This is a genomic window from Streptomyces sp. NPDC090994, assembly GCF_044768905.1.
Lineage (GTDB): Bacteria > Actinomycetota > Actinomycetes > Streptomycetales > Streptomycetaceae > Streptomyces.
In genome coordinates this window covers 87,688-104,485 of record NZ_JBIVWS010000005.1, presented here as the reverse complement: position 1 = coordinate 104,485, position 16,798 = coordinate 87,688, and the positions used below count along the sequence as shown (strand labels likewise).

Annotated in this window: 15 protein-coding genes; 3 read left to right on the top strand and 12 right to left on the bottom strand. The window is 73.7% G+C overall.

What is annotated here, in order from left to right; genetic code table 11:
* Positions 1 to 112 precede the first annotated feature (112 nt).
* The 7 genes from ACIQR3_RS13300 to ACIQR3_RS13270 form a co-directional block, all read right to left on the bottom strand.
* A complete protein-coding gene (locus ACIQR3_RS13300) occupies positions 113 to 1,459 on the bottom strand; it encodes a hypothetical protein (RefSeq protein WP_403537939.1) in 1,347 nt (448 codons plus the stop codon).
* 108 nt (positions 1,460 to 1,567) lie between these two features.
* The gene (locus ACIQR3_RS13295) at positions 1,568 to 2,911 is read right to left on the bottom strand and encodes a PP2C family serine/threonine-protein phosphatase (protein WP_403537937.1); all 1,344 of its coding nucleotides are present in this window, start codon (positions 2,909 to 2,911) and stop codon (positions 1,568 to 1,570) included.
* A gap of 3 nt (positions 2,912 to 2,914) precedes the next feature.
* Positions 2,915 to 5,572, bottom strand: a complete 2,658-nt coding sequence (locus ACIQR3_RS13290) for a tetratricopeptide repeat protein (protein WP_403537936.1) — start codon at positions 5,570 to 5,572, stop codon at positions 2,915 to 2,917.
* 58 nt (positions 5,573 to 5,630) lie between these two features.
* Complete coding sequence (locus tag ACIQR3_RS13285) at positions 5,631 to 6,944, bottom strand: hypothetical protein (protein ID WP_403537934.1); 1,314 nt, start codon at positions 6,942 to 6,944, stop codon at positions 5,631 to 5,633.
* 69 nt (positions 6,945 to 7,013) lie between these two features.
* A complete protein-coding gene (locus ACIQR3_RS13280; protein ID WP_403538431.1) occupies positions 7,014 to 8,066 on the bottom strand; it encodes a glutamate ABC transporter substrate-binding protein in 1,053 nt (350 codons plus the stop codon).
* A gap of 101 nt (positions 8,067 to 8,167) precedes the next feature.
* The gene (locus ACIQR3_RS13275) at positions 8,168 to 9,577 is read right to left on the bottom strand and encodes a hypothetical protein (protein WP_403537932.1); all 1,410 of its coding nucleotides are present in this window, start codon (positions 9,575 to 9,577) and stop codon (positions 8,168 to 8,170) included.
* A 217-nt stretch (positions 9,578 to 9,794) separates the two neighbouring features.
* A complete protein-coding gene (locus ACIQR3_RS13270; RefSeq protein ID WP_403538429.1) occupies positions 9,795 to 10,895 on the bottom strand; it encodes a mechanosensitive ion channel family protein in 1,101 nt (366 codons plus the stop codon).
* A gap of 355 nt (positions 10,896 to 11,250) precedes the next feature.
* Between ACIQR3_RS13270 and ACIQR3_RS13265 the strand changes: the two genes are divergently transcribed.
* A complete protein-coding gene (locus tag ACIQR3_RS13265) occupies positions 11,251 to 11,787 on the top strand; it encodes an HNH endonuclease (RefSeq protein ID WP_189412569.1) in 537 nt (178 codons plus the stop codon).
* A gap of 39 nt (positions 11,788 to 11,826) precedes the next feature.
* Here ACIQR3_RS13265 and ACIQR3_RS13260 read toward each other — a convergent pair whose 3' ends face one another.
* Together ACIQR3_RS13260 and ACIQR3_RS13255 are read right to left on the bottom strand one after the other, a co-directional pair.
* Positions 11,827 to 12,312 (bottom strand): Uma2 family endonuclease, encoded by a 486-nt coding sequence (locus ACIQR3_RS13260; RefSeq protein WP_403537930.1) that lies wholly within the window; start codon positions 12,310 to 12,312, stop codon positions 11,827 to 11,829.
* Positions 12,309 to 12,791, bottom strand: a complete 483-nt coding sequence (locus ACIQR3_RS13255; RefSeq protein WP_403537929.1) for an ATP-binding protein — start codon at positions 12,789 to 12,791, stop codon at positions 12,309 to 12,311. Before ACIQR3_RS13255 ends, ACIQR3_RS13260 begins: the two co-directional genes overlap by 4 nt.
* 185 nt (positions 12,792 to 12,976) lie before the next feature.
* Here ACIQR3_RS13255 and ACIQR3_RS13250 point away from each other — a divergent pair, with 185 nt between their 5' ends.
* Both ACIQR3_RS13250 and ACIQR3_RS13245 read left to right on the top strand, forming a co-directional pair.
* Complete coding sequence (locus ACIQR3_RS13250) at positions 12,977 to 13,885, top strand: DUF5753 domain-containing protein (protein ID WP_403538428.1); 909 nt, start codon at positions 12,977 to 12,979, stop codon at positions 13,883 to 13,885.
* Positions 13,885 to 14,088, top strand: coding sequence for a DUF397 domain-containing protein (locus ACIQR3_RS13245; protein WP_403537928.1), 204 nt, complete (start codon positions 13,885 to 13,887; stop codon positions 14,086 to 14,088). The genes ACIQR3_RS13250 and ACIQR3_RS13245 overlap by 1 nt, the downstream gene beginning before the upstream one ends.
* Positions 14,089 to 14,158: 70 nt before the next feature.
* Here ACIQR3_RS13245 and ACIQR3_RS13240 read toward each other — a convergent pair whose 3' ends face one another.
* The 3 genes from ACIQR3_RS13240 to ACIQR3_RS13230 are packed head-to-tail and all read right to left on the bottom strand — an operon-like array spanning position 14,159 to position 16,784.
* Positions 14,159 to 15,517 carry an FtsX-like permease family protein gene (locus ACIQR3_RS13240; RefSeq protein ID WP_403537926.1) on the bottom strand — a complete coding sequence of 453 codons (1,359 nt, stop codon included), beginning with the start codon at positions 15,515 to 15,517 and terminating at the stop codon, positions 14,159 to 14,161.
* Positions 15,514 to 16,212, bottom strand: a complete 699-nt coding sequence (locus ACIQR3_RS13235) for an ABC transporter ATP-binding protein (protein ID WP_215167657.1) — start codon at positions 16,210 to 16,212, stop codon at positions 15,514 to 15,516. The genes ACIQR3_RS13240 and ACIQR3_RS13235 overlap by 4 nt, the downstream gene beginning before the upstream one ends.
* A gap of 38 nt (positions 16,213 to 16,250) precedes the next feature.
* Positions 16,251 to 16,784: a PadR family transcriptional regulator gene (locus ACIQR3_RS13230; RefSeq protein WP_215167658.1), complete on the bottom strand. Its 534-nt coding sequence runs from the start codon at positions 16,782 to 16,784 to the stop codon at positions 16,251 to 16,253.
* Positions 16,785 to 16,798 lie beyond the last annotated feature (14 nt).

The window sequence follows — 16,798 nt, the reverse complement described above, 5'->3', positions numbered from 1 at the left end:
CGTCCCCCTCTCCTCACAGGTCCCGCTCCAGCGGTACGTACGGCACTGTGTCTGTGCTTCTTGGGTGCTTCTCGGGTACTTCTTCGGTACTTCTTCGGTACTTCTTACTTCTTCACTTCTTTACACGAACAGTCTTTGTGGACCGGGTCTCGAGAGTCATCTCGTCGGCCTCCTCGACCTTCGCCTTCAGTCGCACAGTACCTGTCGCGGCGTCGACCACGTCCACCACCTTCGCAAGCAGTTTCGCAGTATCCGCGTTGCCGGAGGAGCCCGCGAGCTGGACCGCGCGGCCCAGTTTGGCCGTCGCTCCGTCTACATCTCCCGCTTTGCGCAGTTCCAACCCTTGTTGGATGGCCTGGGCCAGTTCCGCCTGCCCGGTGTAGTGGGCGACCTGGGGATTGATCGAGGTGGAGGCGGTCAGGTCGTCCGTCCACACCGCCCGTACGAGACCCTGGGCGCCCAGGTCGCGGACGCCGCCGTCGGGCCGGGGGACGACCAGGGACACCCGGGCGGCCAGCATCTCCTGGCCCAGGCCGGCGGGGGAGACCTCCACGCAGACGTGGTAGTCGCGGGACTCGTCGCCCCAGGAACCCGTGGGGTAGTCGCCCGCCCGCGCCGTCGCCTCGGTGCGCCGGCCGGTCAGGTCCTCGACGGCCGGGGCGACCTGCTTGACGAACTTCACCGTGGCACCGGCCGGGGTCCACAGCCGCAGGGCGACGTCCGCGACCTCCTTGCCCATGGCCGTCTCCATCATGCGCGTGAAGTCGGCGGCGAGACCGGCCGGGTCGGCGACGATGTCGGCGGTGCCGAGCAGCGCGGAGGAGACCGCTGTGAGTTCTTTCACTTCCCAGTCGGTGCCCACGCCCCGGGCGTCGCAGGTGAACCGCCCGGCGCAGGCGTCCAGCGTCGCCTTCAGGTCCTCGGGCGACTCGTGTTCGTTGCGTCCGTCGGTGAGCAGGATGCCGTGCCGGATGGCGACGTCCGCCGAGGACAGCAGCCGGTCGGCCAGTCGCAGCCAGGTGCCGATGGCGGTGCCGCCGCCCGCGCTGAGCTTGCGCAGGGCCAGTGTGGCCTGCTCCCGGGTGGTGGCGTCGGCGACCGCGAGGCGTCCGCCGCCCGGGTAGACCTCCTTGGCCACGTGCGTGCCGCCGATTACGCAGAAGTGCACGCCGTCGCGCAGGGTGTCGATCGCGGCGGACGTGGCGTCCCGGGCGTTGCGCATCTTGGTGGGCGGGTAGTCCATCGAACCCGAGCAGTCCACCATGACCGCCACGGCGGCCGACGGGCCCTGGCCGGGTGCGTACAGGTGGGGCGCCGCGACCGCGCCGCCGACGGTGCCGCCGCCGGTCGCGGTCACCGTGACGATCGCGTCGACCTCGCGTCCGCCCTCGGGCAGGTACTCGTTCTGGTACACGTCCACCGAGAATCGCGGTGCGTTCGACTTCGAGAAAACGGCCATGCCGGTTCGCATCCCCCTCGACAGCGCCCCCACCGAGGCGGGGGCGTGGCGGTGAGCGGACCGCCCCCTGCGGCCCGCGAGGCCCCCGTGCGCGTGCTTTGTCCGGCCTCAGGCCGATCCTGCCCCCTGCGGCGGGGCGGGGAACGGCACCACTGCCACTGTTACGTTGTCGTGGCCCCCGCCGTCCAGGGCGTGGCCGACCAGAACCCGGGCGCTGTGCAGGGGGCGCGCGGCGGCGTCCGGCGGGACCACCTCGGCCATCTCCTGGGCCGACTCCGCGTAGTTCCACAGGCCGTCCGTGCAGACCACGACCACGCCGGGGCGGTCCGGCTTGAACGAGGCGGTGTGCGGCTCCAGTTCGTAGGCGTCCGCGCCGAGCCAGCCGGTGATCGCGTGGGCGCGTTCGTCGGCGTACGCCTCGGCCTCGTTCATCAGGCCCGCGGCGACCATCTGGGCGGCCCAGGAGTCGTCCTCGGTGAGGCGCGCGGCCGGTGCGCTGCGGTCGGTCGGCACCCAGTAGACGCGGCTGTCGCCGACCCAGCCGACGACCAGCAGTCCGGCGGTGACGACGGTGCCGACCAGGGTGCAGGCCGGGGCGTTCTGATGCGGGGTGTGCTCCCGGGCGGCGGGGTCGCCGGCCAGGGAGTCGACCGCGTGCGCGGCGGCGACGATCGCGTCGTGCATCGCCTGCTGCGGGTGGGTGCCGCGCGGCAGGGCGGCGAGCAGCGTCTCGCTGGCCGCGCGGGACGCGGCGAGCGACGCCTCGTCCGGGCGGGTCGCGGAGGAGACGCCGTCGCAGACGATCGCCACGGAGGCCGGGGTGCCGTCGGGCAGCGCGGTGTGGCCGACGCCGAACGCGTCCTCGTTGCGGTGGTGGCGCAGGCCGCGGTCGCTGACGGCGGCGAGCGGGCCGCACTCCTGCTCCATGTGGTCGCGTTCGCGGGGCTGGGCGTGGCCGCAGTTCTCGCAGTACCCGTCGTCGTCGACCCGGCCGGCCCGGCAGGCGACGCACACGGTCCCCTCCGGGGCGGGGGCGGGGGCGGGGGCGGGGGCGGGGGCTGGGGTGGGTACGGGTGCGGACAGGGGTGTGCTCATGCGCGGGTCCGGTGCCTGGAGGAGGTACTCGTCGGGCTCCTGCGGTGGTCGGGGCTGGGGCGGGAGCGGCGGTCCGCCCCGCTCCGCGCCGCTCATGACGATGGTCCGACTGTCCGTCATGTATGCCGTGTCCGGCACGGCCGTGCTGCCCGCCGTGTCCGCCGTGTCCGCCGTGTCCGCCGTGTCCGCCGTTTCCACCGCGCTCGCCGTGTCCGCGCCGTTCGCGACGTCCGCGGGCCGTGCGGGCACCGCGGACAGGTCCAGCCCGCACGCACCGCAGAAACGGTCCCCCGTCTCGAAGGGTTCCGCACAGCTGGGACACATCGGCCGAGCGGTCTGCCGGGGCTCTTGCGACATCAACTACACCCACGTCCGGGGGCGGTAACGATTGGCACGTTCCACCAGGTCGATCCTCTCCTCGCCGCCTCGGGCCAGCCGGGCCAGCGTGCGGTACGAACGCTCCAGCCCGAAGCGCAGGCCCCGTTCGTCCAGAGCGCTGCCGAGCAGCGTCCGGGCCCCGGCGGCTTCGGGAGTCCCCTCGCCCGGACCCCCGCCCCCGGAGAGTACCCAGTCCAGCGCCGAGCCGAGGACTTCGGCCGACAACTGCTCACGGCGCGCCGGGTCCAGACCGTACACGTCCAGCGCCTCGACCTGCCGCGCGGCGGCACTCAGGTCGTCCAGGAAGGGTACGGCGGAGGCGGCGGCCGTGCGTTGACGCAGCCGTGCCCGCACGGCCGCCATGCGTGCCGCCGTGTAGTGGATGGACGACTCCGGGACCGACTCCAGCGTGCGTACGGCACCCTGGCGGTCGCCGGTGGCCAGGCGGACCCGGGCCAGTCCGAAGGCGGCGCTGACGAAGCTCGGGTCGGTCGACCAGACCAGGCGGTAGTACTCGGCCGCGTTGTCGAGCTGGCCCAGTACCTCCGCGCACAGCCCGAGCCCCAGCTTGGGCGCGGTCTCGCCGGGAAAGGCGTCGTAGACCGCGTCGAAGGAGAGCGCGGCACCCTCGTGGTCGCCGGTGACCAGCGCGGCCACGCCCCGGTACCACACCACCCGCCAGTCGTCGGGCCGTTCCGCCTCCAGGGCGCGCAGCGTCTCCAGCGCGGGCGCGGCCTCGCCCAGTTCGAGGCGGGCCCGGATCTGCCGCAGCCGGGTCTCGACCGACGCGGCGGGCGCGGCGCCCAGCGCGCCCAGCAGCTCACCGGGCGCGGACGCCATCAGCCCCGCCAGGAAACCGGCGTTGGGGTCGGTGGGGTCGACCCGGGGCACCGGCAGCGCGAGGGCGGCCCGTGGTCCGTCGACGCTCTTGACCAGGCGTTCCGGGGCGGCCGGCGCGCCCTGGGCGGGAAGGGCGCGCGGCGTGCCGGTCCGTCCCCGGGCGCGTGGCGGACGGGCGCCCAGCCGGGACACCTCGCCGTGCGCCCGCGGGAACAGCTCCGTGTCGGGGACCCGTACCTCCGGCCCGAACAGCGTGGACAGCGACGGCCGGGCCCGCCCCGACTGGAGCGAGACGACCTCGCGCAGCACCCCGGTCAGCTGCTCGGCCATCTCCTGCGCGGAGGCGAACCGGCGGTGCGGGTCGGGGTCGGTGGCGCGGACCAGCAGCCGGTAGAACGACTCGTACTGCCGGAAGACCTCGATGGTGTCGGGGTCCGGCAGGGAGTCGACGTAGACGTTGGTGTAGCCCTGGAAGTCGAACGTCAGCACGGCCAGCGTGCGGCCCACCGTGTACAGGTCGGAGGCGACCGACGGGCCGACGTCCGCGACCTCCGGCGCCTGGTAGCCCACCGTGCCGTAGATCGCCGACTCCGCGTCGTCCATCCGGCGCACCGCGCCCATGTCGATCAGCTTGAGCTGGTCCTCGGTCTGGATGGCGTTGTCGACCTTGAAGTCGCAGTACAGCAGGTGCCGGCTGTGCAGGTGGTCCAGCGCCTCCAGCGCCTCGATGCCGTACGCGCACGCCTGCTCCACCGGCAGCGGGTCGCGGCGGCCCTCCGGGGTGCGCCGGGCGTTGGCGATCTCCTTGAGCGACTTGCCGCCGACGTACTCCATGACGATGTAGCCGTCGAGGGAGCCGGTGCGCTGGTCGAGGTGTTCGACGAAGTTGTAGATCCGCACGATGTTGGCGTGCTCGATCTCCGCGAGGAAGCGCCGCTCGGAGATCGCGGCGGCCATCGCGTCCTGGTCGCCGGTGTCCAGCAGGCCCTTGAGCACCACCCAGCGGTCGGAGACGGCCCGGTCGACGGCGAGGTAGATCCAGCCGAGCCCGCCGTGCGCCAGACAGCCCGCCACCTCGTACTGGCCGTGCACCACGTCCCCGGCGCGCAGTTTCGGCACGAAGGAGTACGGGTGGCCGCACTTGGTGCAGAAGCCCTCCGTGCGTCCCGGCCGCCCGGCGCGGGCCCGGCCCACCGGCGCCCCGCACTCGCCCCGCGAGCAGAACCGCTTGCGCTCGGGCACCTCGGGGTTGTCCAGCACCATCGACCGCGGGTCCGGCCGGGGCACCGCCGGGACCTGCACCAGACCGGCGCCCAGCCGGCCCCGCCCGGAGGAGGCGGAGGTGGAGCCGGAGCTGCGCACCGACACCGAACGGCTCGTGGCCCGGCCCGACAGCGAGCGGGAGAGCCGTCCCGACACCGAGCGGCGGGACTTCGAGGACTGCGAGGACGTACGGCCGCTGCGCGAACCGCTCTCCTCACCCGAGGGGCCGGCGACGCCGGTGGGCGGCGAGCCGAGCAGGCCGGACGGGGACACCACCGGGGCCAGCCCGCAGGTGTCGCAGTACAGCTCACCGCCGCCGACGTCCTCGTAGGTGCCGTCGCAGCCGGGGCGCTGGCAGGTGCGGGGGGCCGCCGGCGGCGCCTCGCCGGACGGGGACACCACCGGGGCCAGTCCGCAGGTGCCGCAGTACAGCTCACCGCCGCCGACGTCCTCGTACGTGCCGTCGCAGCCGGGGCGGTGGCAGGCGCGTGCCGCCCGGTCCGGTGCCTTCGCCCGCTGCCCGCCCGACTCGCTCATCTCCCTGCCGCCCCCTCGTCCTCGTCCTGGTGCTCGCCCCGGTGCCGGCCGGGGCCGTTCAGGCGCCCGGCCCCGCGCCGTCCGCCCGGGCCGGCGGGCCGCCCTGGCCGGGCACCCGTTCCCCGCCGGTCAGCAGCTCCGCCGCCGCCCGCTGGTAGCGCAGTACCGCCTGCTCGGCCACCCGCAGGTCGCAGGGCGCGCTCCACAGCATGCGGCGGGCCTTCTCGTACTTCTCCACCAGCTCGGGATCCTCCGCGAGGCCGTGCCGGGCGACCTTGGCCTTGTAGGCGTCGAGCCGGCCGCGCAGCTCGGCCCGGACCGCGAGCGGCGCGGTGACGGCCGTCAACGACTCGCGGGCCCGGATCAGTTCGTCCTCCGCCTTCTGCTCCAGGGACTCCAGCAGCGGCGAGAGCCGGTGCCACTGGGCGTGCCGGCGGTACTCGGCCGCCGCCGCCAACTGCTCCTGGAGCGCGGTCGGCGGGCCGCTGACCACCGGCACCTCCGTCGCGGCGATCTTGGCCAGCACCTCGCCGCGCGCGGTGCGGGCCTCGGCGAGGGTGCGGTCGGCGCGCGAGAGCACGTCCCGCAGCCGCACGATCCGCTGCTCCGCGTCCTGGCGGACCGTCAGCACCGCGTCGATCTCCCGGCGTACGTCCTCCAGGGCACGTGCCTCCCGGTCGTACACCGTGGTGTCCGGCCGGCCGCCGCCGGGCGCCGAACTGCCCTCGGCGGGCACCCAGTACGCCAGCGGGTCGGAGACGACCTCCTCGCGCAGCCGGGTCAGGGTGCGGGTGATCCGGTCCAGGTCGTCGCCGGCCGGGTGCTCGCCGGGCCGGACGCCGACCGAGTGGGCGAGGCGGCGGGTGCGCTGCAACTCGGCGGAGAGCAGGTCGATCCGGGCGGGCAGCGCGGACCACACCGCGTCGGCGGCCACCACCAGGTCCAGCGAGGACGCGTACAGCTCGTTCATCCGGTCGACGAGCGCCGCCAGCGTGAAACGCTCGCTGAGCAGACCGCCGGTGGCGCCGGCGCCGGACAGGGTGACGCACTCGCCGCGCAGCAGCTCCGTCAGCTCCACCAGGTCCTCGCGGCTGGACCAGCGGCGCCGGGCGCGGACGTCCCGGGCGGCGCGCAGGGCGTCCGCGTAGGCGTCGAAGTACGTCCACAGCAGGGTGATCCGCGCCTCCGTGTCCGCCCAGCGGTCCTTGGTGACGCCGGTCAGCTCGGCGCCTTCGAGAAGTCTGCGGCCCGCGTGGTCCTGGAGGGCGAGGAGCGAGGTCTCGATCGCCTCGTGCTCCGCGCCGAGCCGGGCCAGCGCACGGTCCACCTCGTCCCGGTCCATCACCGGCCCGGTGGCTCCCGTGACGCCCATCGATCACCTCTCGCTGCGGTCGGGTCGGTTGACGGTTGACGTTGACGGTTGACACATCGGACGGTCGGTTCAGCTCTTGCGCAGGTACCGCGGTGCCGGTGGCTCCGACCGCGCCGGGTCGTCCCCCAGTGTCGCCGACAGCCACTTCTCGTACGACTGCCGCCAGCCGTCGGGATCCTGGCGGAAGTCGACCAGGATCTTGTTCACCCGGCGTACCAGGTCGTCGGCGTCCTTCTTCATCGCCACGCCGTAGTACTCGGTGGTGAACGCGTCGCCCTTGAGCGCGACCGTGGGGTCCTGCGCGGCCTGGCTGGCCGCGAGCGCGCCGTCGGTGACCACCGCGTCGACCTGGCCGAGCTGGAGCCGCACCAGGCAGTCGAGCTGGTTGGGGACGGTGACGCTCAGGTCGGCGGTGGCGGCCAGCCTGCCCGCCGCCCGGTCCTCCTCCAGGGTGCTGAGCGCGGTCGAACCCGCCGCCGTGCAGATCTTCTTGCCGGCGAGTGTCTCGTCGTACCCCGTGATCGTCGAGGACTTGGGGGCGAGGAGCTGCTGGCCGGTCCTGAAGTAGGGGGCGGAGAAGGCGACGTCCTCCAGCCGGTCGCAGTTGATGGTCATCGTGCGGACCACCATGTCGACCCGGCCCTCCTGGATCGCCGGTATCCGCTGGTCGGTGGGGATCGCCTTGAACAGCACCGCGTCCCGGTCGCCGAGGATGTCCTCGGCGATGCGGTGCACCAGGTCGATGTCGAAGCCCTCCAGCTCGGCCGTGCCGCCGCTGTTGGGGTCGCGGTAGCCCCAGCGGTAACTGTTCTGGTCGACGCCGACGATCAGTTTGCGCCGCTCCGCGGGGCGGCTCCGTATCTCCTCGATGGTGGGGCCGTCGTCCCCGGCCGGGGACAGCGTCTGCTTCTCCGGGTCGGCGCACTCCTCCTCGGCGCGCGCCTGACTGCCCTGGGTGACGGTCTGCCCGTCGCCGCCCGAGCCGCCGGCCCGGCCGGGGTCCGGCCGGAACGCGGGCAGCAGACACGCGACGAAGAGCAGCGCGAGCAGGCAGCCGAACGCCATGGCGCCCACCCCGCCCCAGCCCCGCAGCCGGGTCCGTGGACGTCGTGCTCGCCGCATCCTCGTGCCCCCTTCCCCGGGTCGGCCGCCCTTCGGTCCGCCGAAGCCCGTCGCCACGTCGCCGCTCATCGGTACGTCGCCGCTCATCGGTACGTCGTCGCTCATCGGTACTCCGACAGCCTGCGGGCGATGCCCAGCACCGCGCCGGTCGCGCCCAGGGCGGCCAGGACGCCGGCACCCGCGGGCAGGCCCGTCATCGCGCCCCGCCCGTCACCGGCCGCCCGCTCGAACTCCTGCTCCTCGTGGTCGAGGGCGGCGGCGAGCCGGCTGTCCACACCGTCGAAGTACTCGGCCGTGGCGTCGTCCTCGCCGATCACCATCTCCAGCGCCCGCTGGTAGTCGCCGTTCTCGTCCTCGATGCGGGCCGCCTTGTGGCGGGCCCGCCACTGCTCCACGTCCTCGGCCGCCGCGGTCAGCGGGTCCTCGCCCGCGGCGTCGTCGGCCAGCCGCCGGGCCTCGGCCAGGTCCTTGCCGAGGACCTTCATCTCGGCCTGGTAGTCGAGGTCGTAGGCGTCGTGCTGTGTGCCGCCCACCGTCCTGCTCTCGGCGCCCCGCGCCACCAGGGTGAGGTTCTCGTTGCCGCGGGCCTTCAGGGAGGCCAGGCGGGCCTCGTTCAGCACGTTCAGCGAGCGGACGCCGTGGTCGTAGGAGGCGCTCAGGTGGGAGCGGGCGACGCTGTGGCCGACGGTCAGCCAGAGCAGGACGACGACGGTGGCGGCCGTGGCCGCGACCAGCCCCGGGTTCAGTACGCGGTTGGTGCGCCGGTAGGTGCGGTACTGCGCCCAGGCCAGGGCGGCCAGCGCGAGGACACCGAGGGCGATCGCGGCCCAGGGGTAGCTCCCGGCGGCGTCGTAGTCGCCGTCCAGGCGCCGGTTCTCCGAGGTGTAGAGGGCCTCCGCCTTCGGGAGCATCTGCTTCTGCATCGTGTCGTTGGCGTAGCGCAGGTAGGCGCCGCCGACCGGGAAGCCCTGGCGGTTGTAGACGCGGGCCCGCTCGATCAGGCCCTTGTACTGGGGCAGCAGGCGGTTGAGTTCGGCGACGGTCCCGGCGGCGGCGGAGCCGGGCTCGGAGTTGGCGGCGGCCGTCACCAGGCCCTCGGCGGCGGTGCGGATGCCCCGCTCGTAGCGCTCGCGGGACTCCTCCGTCTCCTGCCCGCCCGCCAGGAACCCGGTGGAGGCCGCGGTGTTCGCCTCGGCGAGGGAGCGGTAGATGGCGGCGGCCTCGGAACTGAGCGGCTGGCTGCGGTGGAGCACGTCGTCGGCGGCGGCGGCCCGGCCGGTGGTCTGCCAGGCGGTGACGGCGCCGAAGGCGACGACGAGCAGGGCCAGCAGGGCGCCGAGGGCGCGCAGCCGGCCGGGTTCGGTGACGGCGGCGGCGCGCAGCCGCTCCACGCCCTCGGCGAAGGCGGTGCGGCGCGGCGGGACCGGGCCGGGGGGAGCCTGGGGGCCCGGCGGGGTCCGCGCGGGCTGCGGCTGCCGCGGGGGAGGGGCCTGGGGAGGTACGGAGGGCATGGCGGGCACGGCCGGCCCCGGCGGTGCGCTGCCGTTCGGCGGTCGAGTCACCCTGACCTCCCCCATGGTCATCCGTCACCGCAAAGTATCGCTGTCCGGGCCCGGATGCGCACCGGCCTTCACGGACGCGACCTCGTACCGGTCCCCCGCACCACCCCTGCCCATCAATACGCCCGGGGAACCGGTCCGGTTCCCCGGGCGCAGGTCACGGCGCGGGTCACTTGGTGATGTTGGGCGGCGTCAGCGGGGCGGCCGCGGCGGACTGCGGGGAGGTGGTGCTGGCGTAGGCGGAGGGGGCCGCGACGCCGGCCGTCGGGTCGGGGGCGGGCTGCGCGGACTCCTCCACCGGGGCGGTGGCGCCGCCGACGATGGGGATGTCGGCCGCGTCGAAGGCCCGCTTGATCCGCCAGCGCAGTTCGCGCTCGACGGTGAGGGACTTGCCGGGCATGGTCTTGGCCGAGACGCGCACCACCATGGAGTCCAGCAGGACGGAGTCCAGGCCGAGCACCTCGATGGGGCCCCAGAGCAGCTCGTTCCAGGGCTCCTCCTTGCTCATCCGCTCGGCGACGGCGTCGATGGTCTCCTTCACCCGGTCCAGGTCCTCCCCGGAACGCACGGTCACGTCGACCCCGGCCGTCGACCAGCCCTGGGAGAGGTTGCCGATCCGCTTGACCTCGCCGTTGCGGACGTACCAGATCTCGCCGTTGTCGCCGCGCAGCTTGGTCACCCGCAGCCCGACCTCGATGACCTCGCCGGAGGCCACGCCCGCGTCGATGGTGTCGCCGACGCCGTACTGGTCCTCCAGGATCATGAAGACGCCGGAGAGGAAGTCGGTGACCAGGTTGCGGGCGCCGAAGCCGATGGCCACGCCCGCGACACCGGCGGAGGCCAGCAGCGGGGCCAGGTTGATCTGGAACGTGGAGAGCACCATCAGGGCCGCCGTGCCCAGGATCACGAAGCTCGCCACCGAGCGCAGTACGGACCCGATGGCCTGCGAGCGCTGCCGGCGGCGCTCGGCGTTGACCAGCAGCCCGCCCAGCGCGGTGCCGTCCATGGTCTGCACGGTGCGGTTCATCCGGTCTATCAGCTTGGTGATCGCCCGCCGCACCACCACCCGGAGCACCGCCGCTATCACCACGATCAGCAGCACCCGCAGCCCGATCGCCAGCCAGGTCGACCAGTTCTCCTCGATCCACCCGGCGGCGTTCGACGCGCTCTCCTGGGCGTCCTGGAACGAGGGCACCGAGGGGGTCGACTCCGAGGGGGACGGCGACGGGGACGACGACGAGGCCGACGGTGAGGGATCGGCGGCCGCCAGGACGGCGGCGTAGGCGACGGACGTGATGGACGGGGACACGGCGGGACCTCCAGAAAGCAGCGGTCCGCCCCTCCGGGGACCCGGTGGACCGGGCCAAGGTCACGAAAAGGTCACCGAACGGGCGGAACAACCACACTAACGGGGCATGATGTGCGGATCGGCGGGATGAGCGAAGGAGAGACGGTGCTCACCCGTGCTTGAACTGGTCAGGGTCCGGGGGATGTATCAGATGTGGTCGAAAACACTCCCAGCCCGTTACCGGGACATGGTGGCGCTTCCACCAGGCATGAGGGGACACTGACCACGGATCGTCCCGGCGCGAGCCACGCGCCGCCGGCGTACAAGGAGGCCATCCGTGCCGCATGTCCTGGTCCTCAACGCGTCGTACGAGCCCCTCGGCGTCGTACCGCTCCGCCGCGCGCTCGTCCTCGTCCTGGAGAACAAGGCAGTCTGCCTCGAGGAGTCCGGCGCCTTCCTGCACAGCGCGACCGTCACCGTCCCCGCGCCCAGCGTGGTCCGGCTCAAGCGTTTCGTGCGGGTCCCCTACCGGGGGCCCGTTCCGCTCACCCGCCGCGCGCTCTTCGCCCGTGACGGCGGCCGGTGCATGTACTGCGGTGGTGTCGCAACCAGCGTCGACCACGTCGTTCCGCGCAGCCGCGGGGGCAAGCACGCCTGGGACAACGTGGTGGCGTCCTGCCGCCGCTGCAACCACACCAAGGCCGACCGGCACCTCACCGAGATCGGCTGGCGCCTGCGCCACAAACCCGCCCCGCCCACCGGCCTGGCCTGGCGCATCATCGGCACCGGCCATAGGGACCCGCGCTGGCTGCCGTACTTGCAGCCGTACGGCGCGGACGACGCCCTGGCCCGGATCGACGGCATCTCCGCCTGACATCGATCCGGGCCTTCGCGTACGCCGGGTCGGACGCGCTCAGCGCACCCAGCTCTTGAGGGGCTCGGTGTCCAGGGTGATCCCGACCGGCTCGGGCAGCGCGACCTCCTTGCCGAAGGGCAGCGTCCGCACGGTCTCGTACCGCCCGCCGTCGGGGGCGCTGGTGTCGGAGTCGTACGAGATGACCTCGACGACCATGAGGACGGGGGCCGGGTCGGCCCACTCACCCTGCCCGACGAAGGCTTCCGCCGGGGCGAGGGAGCCGTCGGGGCGGGCGCGGCCCTCGCGGTAGGCGTCGACCGCCAGGCCCTGTGTGGGGTCGAGCCACAGATCGGGCCGGTGCCGCATGCAGATGCGTGTCAGCCACTGGATGACGCGTCCGTGGTCGCCGTCCGGCACGGCCTTTCCCCCGAGATGTCCGTTGATGAACTCCAGCCGTGCGCCTTCTGTGCTCCGGGCGGCATGACGGGCGAGTTCCTCGAACTCGGTGACGAGCATCTGGGGCCTGTCGGCGGTCACGGTCACAGGGCTCCTCCGGGATCGCGGGGGTCCACGTGCTCAGGGTAAGGGAGACGGGCCGGCCGGGGCGGGGTGTCCCACTCGGCGTAGACGGTCTTGCCCACGCTGCGGGGCTCGCAGCCCCACCGCGTGGCGAGCGCTCCCACCAGCAGAAGCCCCCGCCCGAACTGATCCTCGGTGTCTGCCGCCGTGCGCGCTCCGGGCAGCCGCTCACCGCGCGGATCGCTGACCTCGACCCGCAGGACGCGGTGGTCGAGCGTGACGCCCACGCGGATGAGCCGCCCCCGGAGGCTGCCGTGCAGCAGCGCGTTGGTCATCAGCTCCGACACGACGAGGGCGACGTCCCCGGCGAGGTCCGCCCGCCCCCACTCGCCGACGAGCCGCGCGGCTCTGCGCCGGGCGAGGGGGACGCTGCGCTGGGTGGGGGTGTAGTCGAGGCGGTCCTCGTGGAGGGGCGGCTCCGGCAACGCCGCGGGTTCTGTCATGGAGACGTGCCTCCTGGTACAGGACGGTGGCTTCGCCGGACCTGCGTGGGGCTTGTGGGGCAGGGCGGTGCGCTTCCGTCGTGACGACAGCCGGCTGTGTAGCCGATCGGATGCACAACGTAACGGAAGCGGGCCTCTGGGAGCAATCTGGACGGGGAATAAATTCCCCGGAGTTCGACGCGGCCATGGATCACCGTGAGAATGTGGCCGTGACGCGATCGACTCAAGCCGCAGGGAACCGGATCTCGACGGTTCTGGGCCGCAAGCTGGGCGCCGAATTGCTGCGCCTGCGTGATGCGGCGGGCAGTACCCAGCAGCAGGCCGCCGCCGCCATCTCCGCCACCGCGACGAAGGTCGTCAAGATGGAGCGCGGCTGGGTTCCCATGAGGGACCCCGACATCAGGGCGCTTTGCGACTTCTACGGGGTGCGTGACGAGCGGGCGGTGACTCGTCTCCTCGCTCTCGCCCGGTTGGACCGGGAGCGCCGCAGGGCGAAGGGGTGGTGGAAGCAGTCCCCGCAGGCCGAGGCGTTGGCGGAGTACATTTCCATGGAGGATGTGGCCAGCCGTATCCGCACGTGGCAACAGGCGTTCGTGCCCGGCCTCCTCCAGACTCCTGAGTACACCAGGGCCTTGGTGGTCAGCGAAGGCGTGTGGACGGACCCGGACGAGATCGAGGGTGTCGTCGAGGTGCGGATGAAGCGGCAGGAGCGCCTGGTGGGCAGCGAGCCGCTCCAGTTGTACGCGGTTGTCTGGGAGGCCGCCCTGCGACAGCAGGTCGGTGGGCCCGACGTGATGCGCGCGCAGCTCCACCGCATCCTGGAACTGGCTCAGCTTCCCAACGTGCGCCTTCAGGTGCTGCCTTTCCGCGCGGGCGGGCATGCCTGTATGGCTGGAGCCTTCAGCATCGTCTCGTTCGCCGAGCCCGAGGCCGCCGACGTGATCCACGTCGACACCATCGCCGCTACCGTGTGGGTCGAGGACGAGGTCGAGAGCGGCACGTACAGCTCGTTCTTCGACCGCACCGCACGGCTGAGCCTGGCCCCCAAGGACTCGCTCAGGCTGATCGAGAGCGTCAGTGAGGACATGCGTTGATGAACGGCTTCGACTTCGTCGCGTCCAGCTACAGCAGCGGCAGCGGCGAGTGCGTGGAAGTAGCCCGCAACGTCCCCGGGATCGTCGCCGTCCGGGATTCCAAGGACCGCGGTGACGGTCCGATAGTCCGGCTCGGGGCACCGGCCTGGGGGCGGTTCGCCGGATCGCTGGTGACGGACGACCCGGGGCGCCGACGGGCGTGACGGGGGCGCCCCCGGACCGATGCGGTCCGGGGGGCTTCCACGGGTCCTCGGCGGCCGGTGGGCCGGGGCGTCACGCGTAGCGCAGTTCTCCCGGCCGGACCGTGCGGCCGAGCAGCGGCAGTGCCGTCGCCGAGGCCAGCAGGCAGGACGCGTAGACCGCCGGGGCGGCCAGTGGGGCCGTCCACGGGAGTGAGCCGACGCCGGTGAGGGCCGAGTACCAGACGCCGATCGCCAGTCCCGCGGCGCCGGCCGCCAGCAGGGCGGGGGCGAGGGGGAGGGCGGTCTCCAGGAGCAGGGCCCGGTTCAGGACCGCGCGCGGGACGCCGGCGGCGACCTGCGCGGCGAGGGTGCGGCGCCGGGTGGCCAGCGACTCGGCGCTGCCCACGGCCAGTCCGGAAAGGGCGACGGCCAGGGCGACGAGGAGCGCGGCGCCCGTCAGGTCCAGCCCGGTGCTGTAGTACGCCGGGTCGGCGGCCGGATGTTCCGCCGCCGCCAGGGCGGTCAGGAGCGCGTGCCGGACGCACAGGAACGCCGTCCCGGTGACCGTCACCAGCAGCACCGCCGCATGGGTACGGGCAGCCGCCCACGGGTCGGCCCGCAGCCGCTCCGCGGCGATCAGCGTGGCCGCCGTGCGGGCCCGCGCCGCCAGCAGCCGCCCGGTGAGCCGGGAGGCGGCCCCGGACAGCCAGACCGCGCCGGCGCCGGTCGCCACCGCCAGGGCGCACACGGTCGCGGACGCCTGCCAGCGGACCCGGCCGTCCGTACCGCCGCCGGTCGCGGCCACGGCCGCCGCTGCCGTCACCGCCACCAGCAGCAGCGCGCCCAGGAACACCAGCCCCGGTCCGCGGCCCGAGCGCGGGGTGACCCGGCGCACCCGGCCCAGCGGGTGGGCCACCACCCGGCGCAGGGCCAGCGCGCTCACCGCCGCACCGGCGGCCGGGACCGCCACGGCGACCAGAGCGAAGCCCGACCAGGCAGCCACGGGCGGGCTGTTCCAGACCTGCGGGACGGCCACGACCGCGCAGACCGTGGCCGTGACCGAACCGAGCAGACAGGCCGGCCCCGTCTCCAGCGCCGCGATCCGCCGCACCTGCCACGGGGTCGCCCCGGCCAGCCGCAGTCCGGCCAGCCGCCGGTCGCGGTCGACCGCGCCGACCCGCGCGCATTGACCGAGGAAACCCAGCACCGGGACGAGCGACAGCAGCAGGCCGACGACGATCCCGGCGCGGGTGCCCGGCTGGTCCAGCAGGCCGTGGAAATGGGGGACGGAGTAGGTCCCGCTCAGCGAGGCGAGAAGGACGGCCGCCAGCGCGAAGCCGGTGGCGAGCGCCGCGCCCGCCGCCGTGAGCCCGATCCGCCACCACTCCCGCCGGTCCGTGCCGCGCACGAGCGCCCAGGCCAGCCGGACGTCGGTCCGCAACGCGCTCACGCGCTCACCCCCGCCGGGGCCGCCACGCCGTCGCGCAGCGCGACCTCGCGGTCCGCGTACGCCGCCACCTGGGCGTCGTGCGTGACCAGCAGCACCGCCGTGCCCGACTCGCGGACCGTGTGCGTCAGCGCCGTCATCACCTGTTCGCTCGCCAGGGAGTCCAGTGCTCCGGTGGGCTCGTCCGCGAAGACCACCGCCGGACCGGTGACCAGGGCGCGCGCCAGCGCCGTCCGCTGGGCCTGTCCGCCGCTCATCTCGCCCGGCCGCAGCTCCTGCTGCCCGCGCACCCCGAACCGCTCCAGCCAGGTACCGGCCCGCTCCCGCGCCGCGGCCCGGCCGCTGCCCCCCAGCAGCAGCGGCAGGGCCACGTTGTCCAGCGCCGTCAGCTCCGGGATCAGCTGGCCGAACTGGAAGACCACGCCGAAGTCGGTGCGGCGCAGCTCGCTCAGCCGTTGCTCCGTCGCCACCTCCAGCCGCTCCCCGGCGTACGTCACCGTTCCGGAGTCCGGCCGGACGATCCCGGCCAGGCAGTGCAGCAGTGTCGACTTCCCGCTGCCGCTGGCGCCGGTGACGGCGACCGTCTCGCCGGCCCGCAGCTCGACCGAGGCGCCCCGCAGCGCCTGCGTCCCGCCGTGCGCCTTGACCAGCCCGCGGGCGGACAGCAGTGGCGCTGCCGGATCCGGTGTGTGTGGCATGCCGGGTGTGTCCGGCGTGTCTGCCGTGTGGCCGTTCCTCATGTCGCGTCGACCTCCGCGGTCAGGGTGGTGAGCCGGGCCGCCGTGGTGGTCATCCAACGGAGGTCGGCGTCGAGGTGGTTGAGGGCGTAGTCGGCCGAGAGCACGGTCGCGAGGTCCGCGCCCGGCGCCGTCTTGACGGCCGTGAGTTCGCGCATCCGCGCCAGATGGGCGGCGCGCTGGTCGCGCAGATAGGCGGCCGGGTCGCCGCCCGCCAGGGCCGAGACGACGACCTTGGCGAAGATCTCGTTGGTCACGTGGGGGGCCGGCGGTGCGACCTCGGCGGCCCAGCGGGCCAGCTCGCGCCCGCCCTCCTCGGTCGCCCGGTACGCCGTCCGCTCCGGGCCGCCGTCCGAGCCGGTGCCGTCGATCTCGGCGAGGCCGTCGCGGACCAGGCGTTGGAGGGTCGTGTAGACCTGCCCGTAGGCCAGCGGACGGGCCTGCGGGAAGCGTGCGTCGTGCCGTCGCTTCAGGTCATAGCCATGGCTCGGCCCTGAGGCGAGCAGTCCCAGCAGGATGTGACGGGTGCTCATGGGGTTCAGTATTC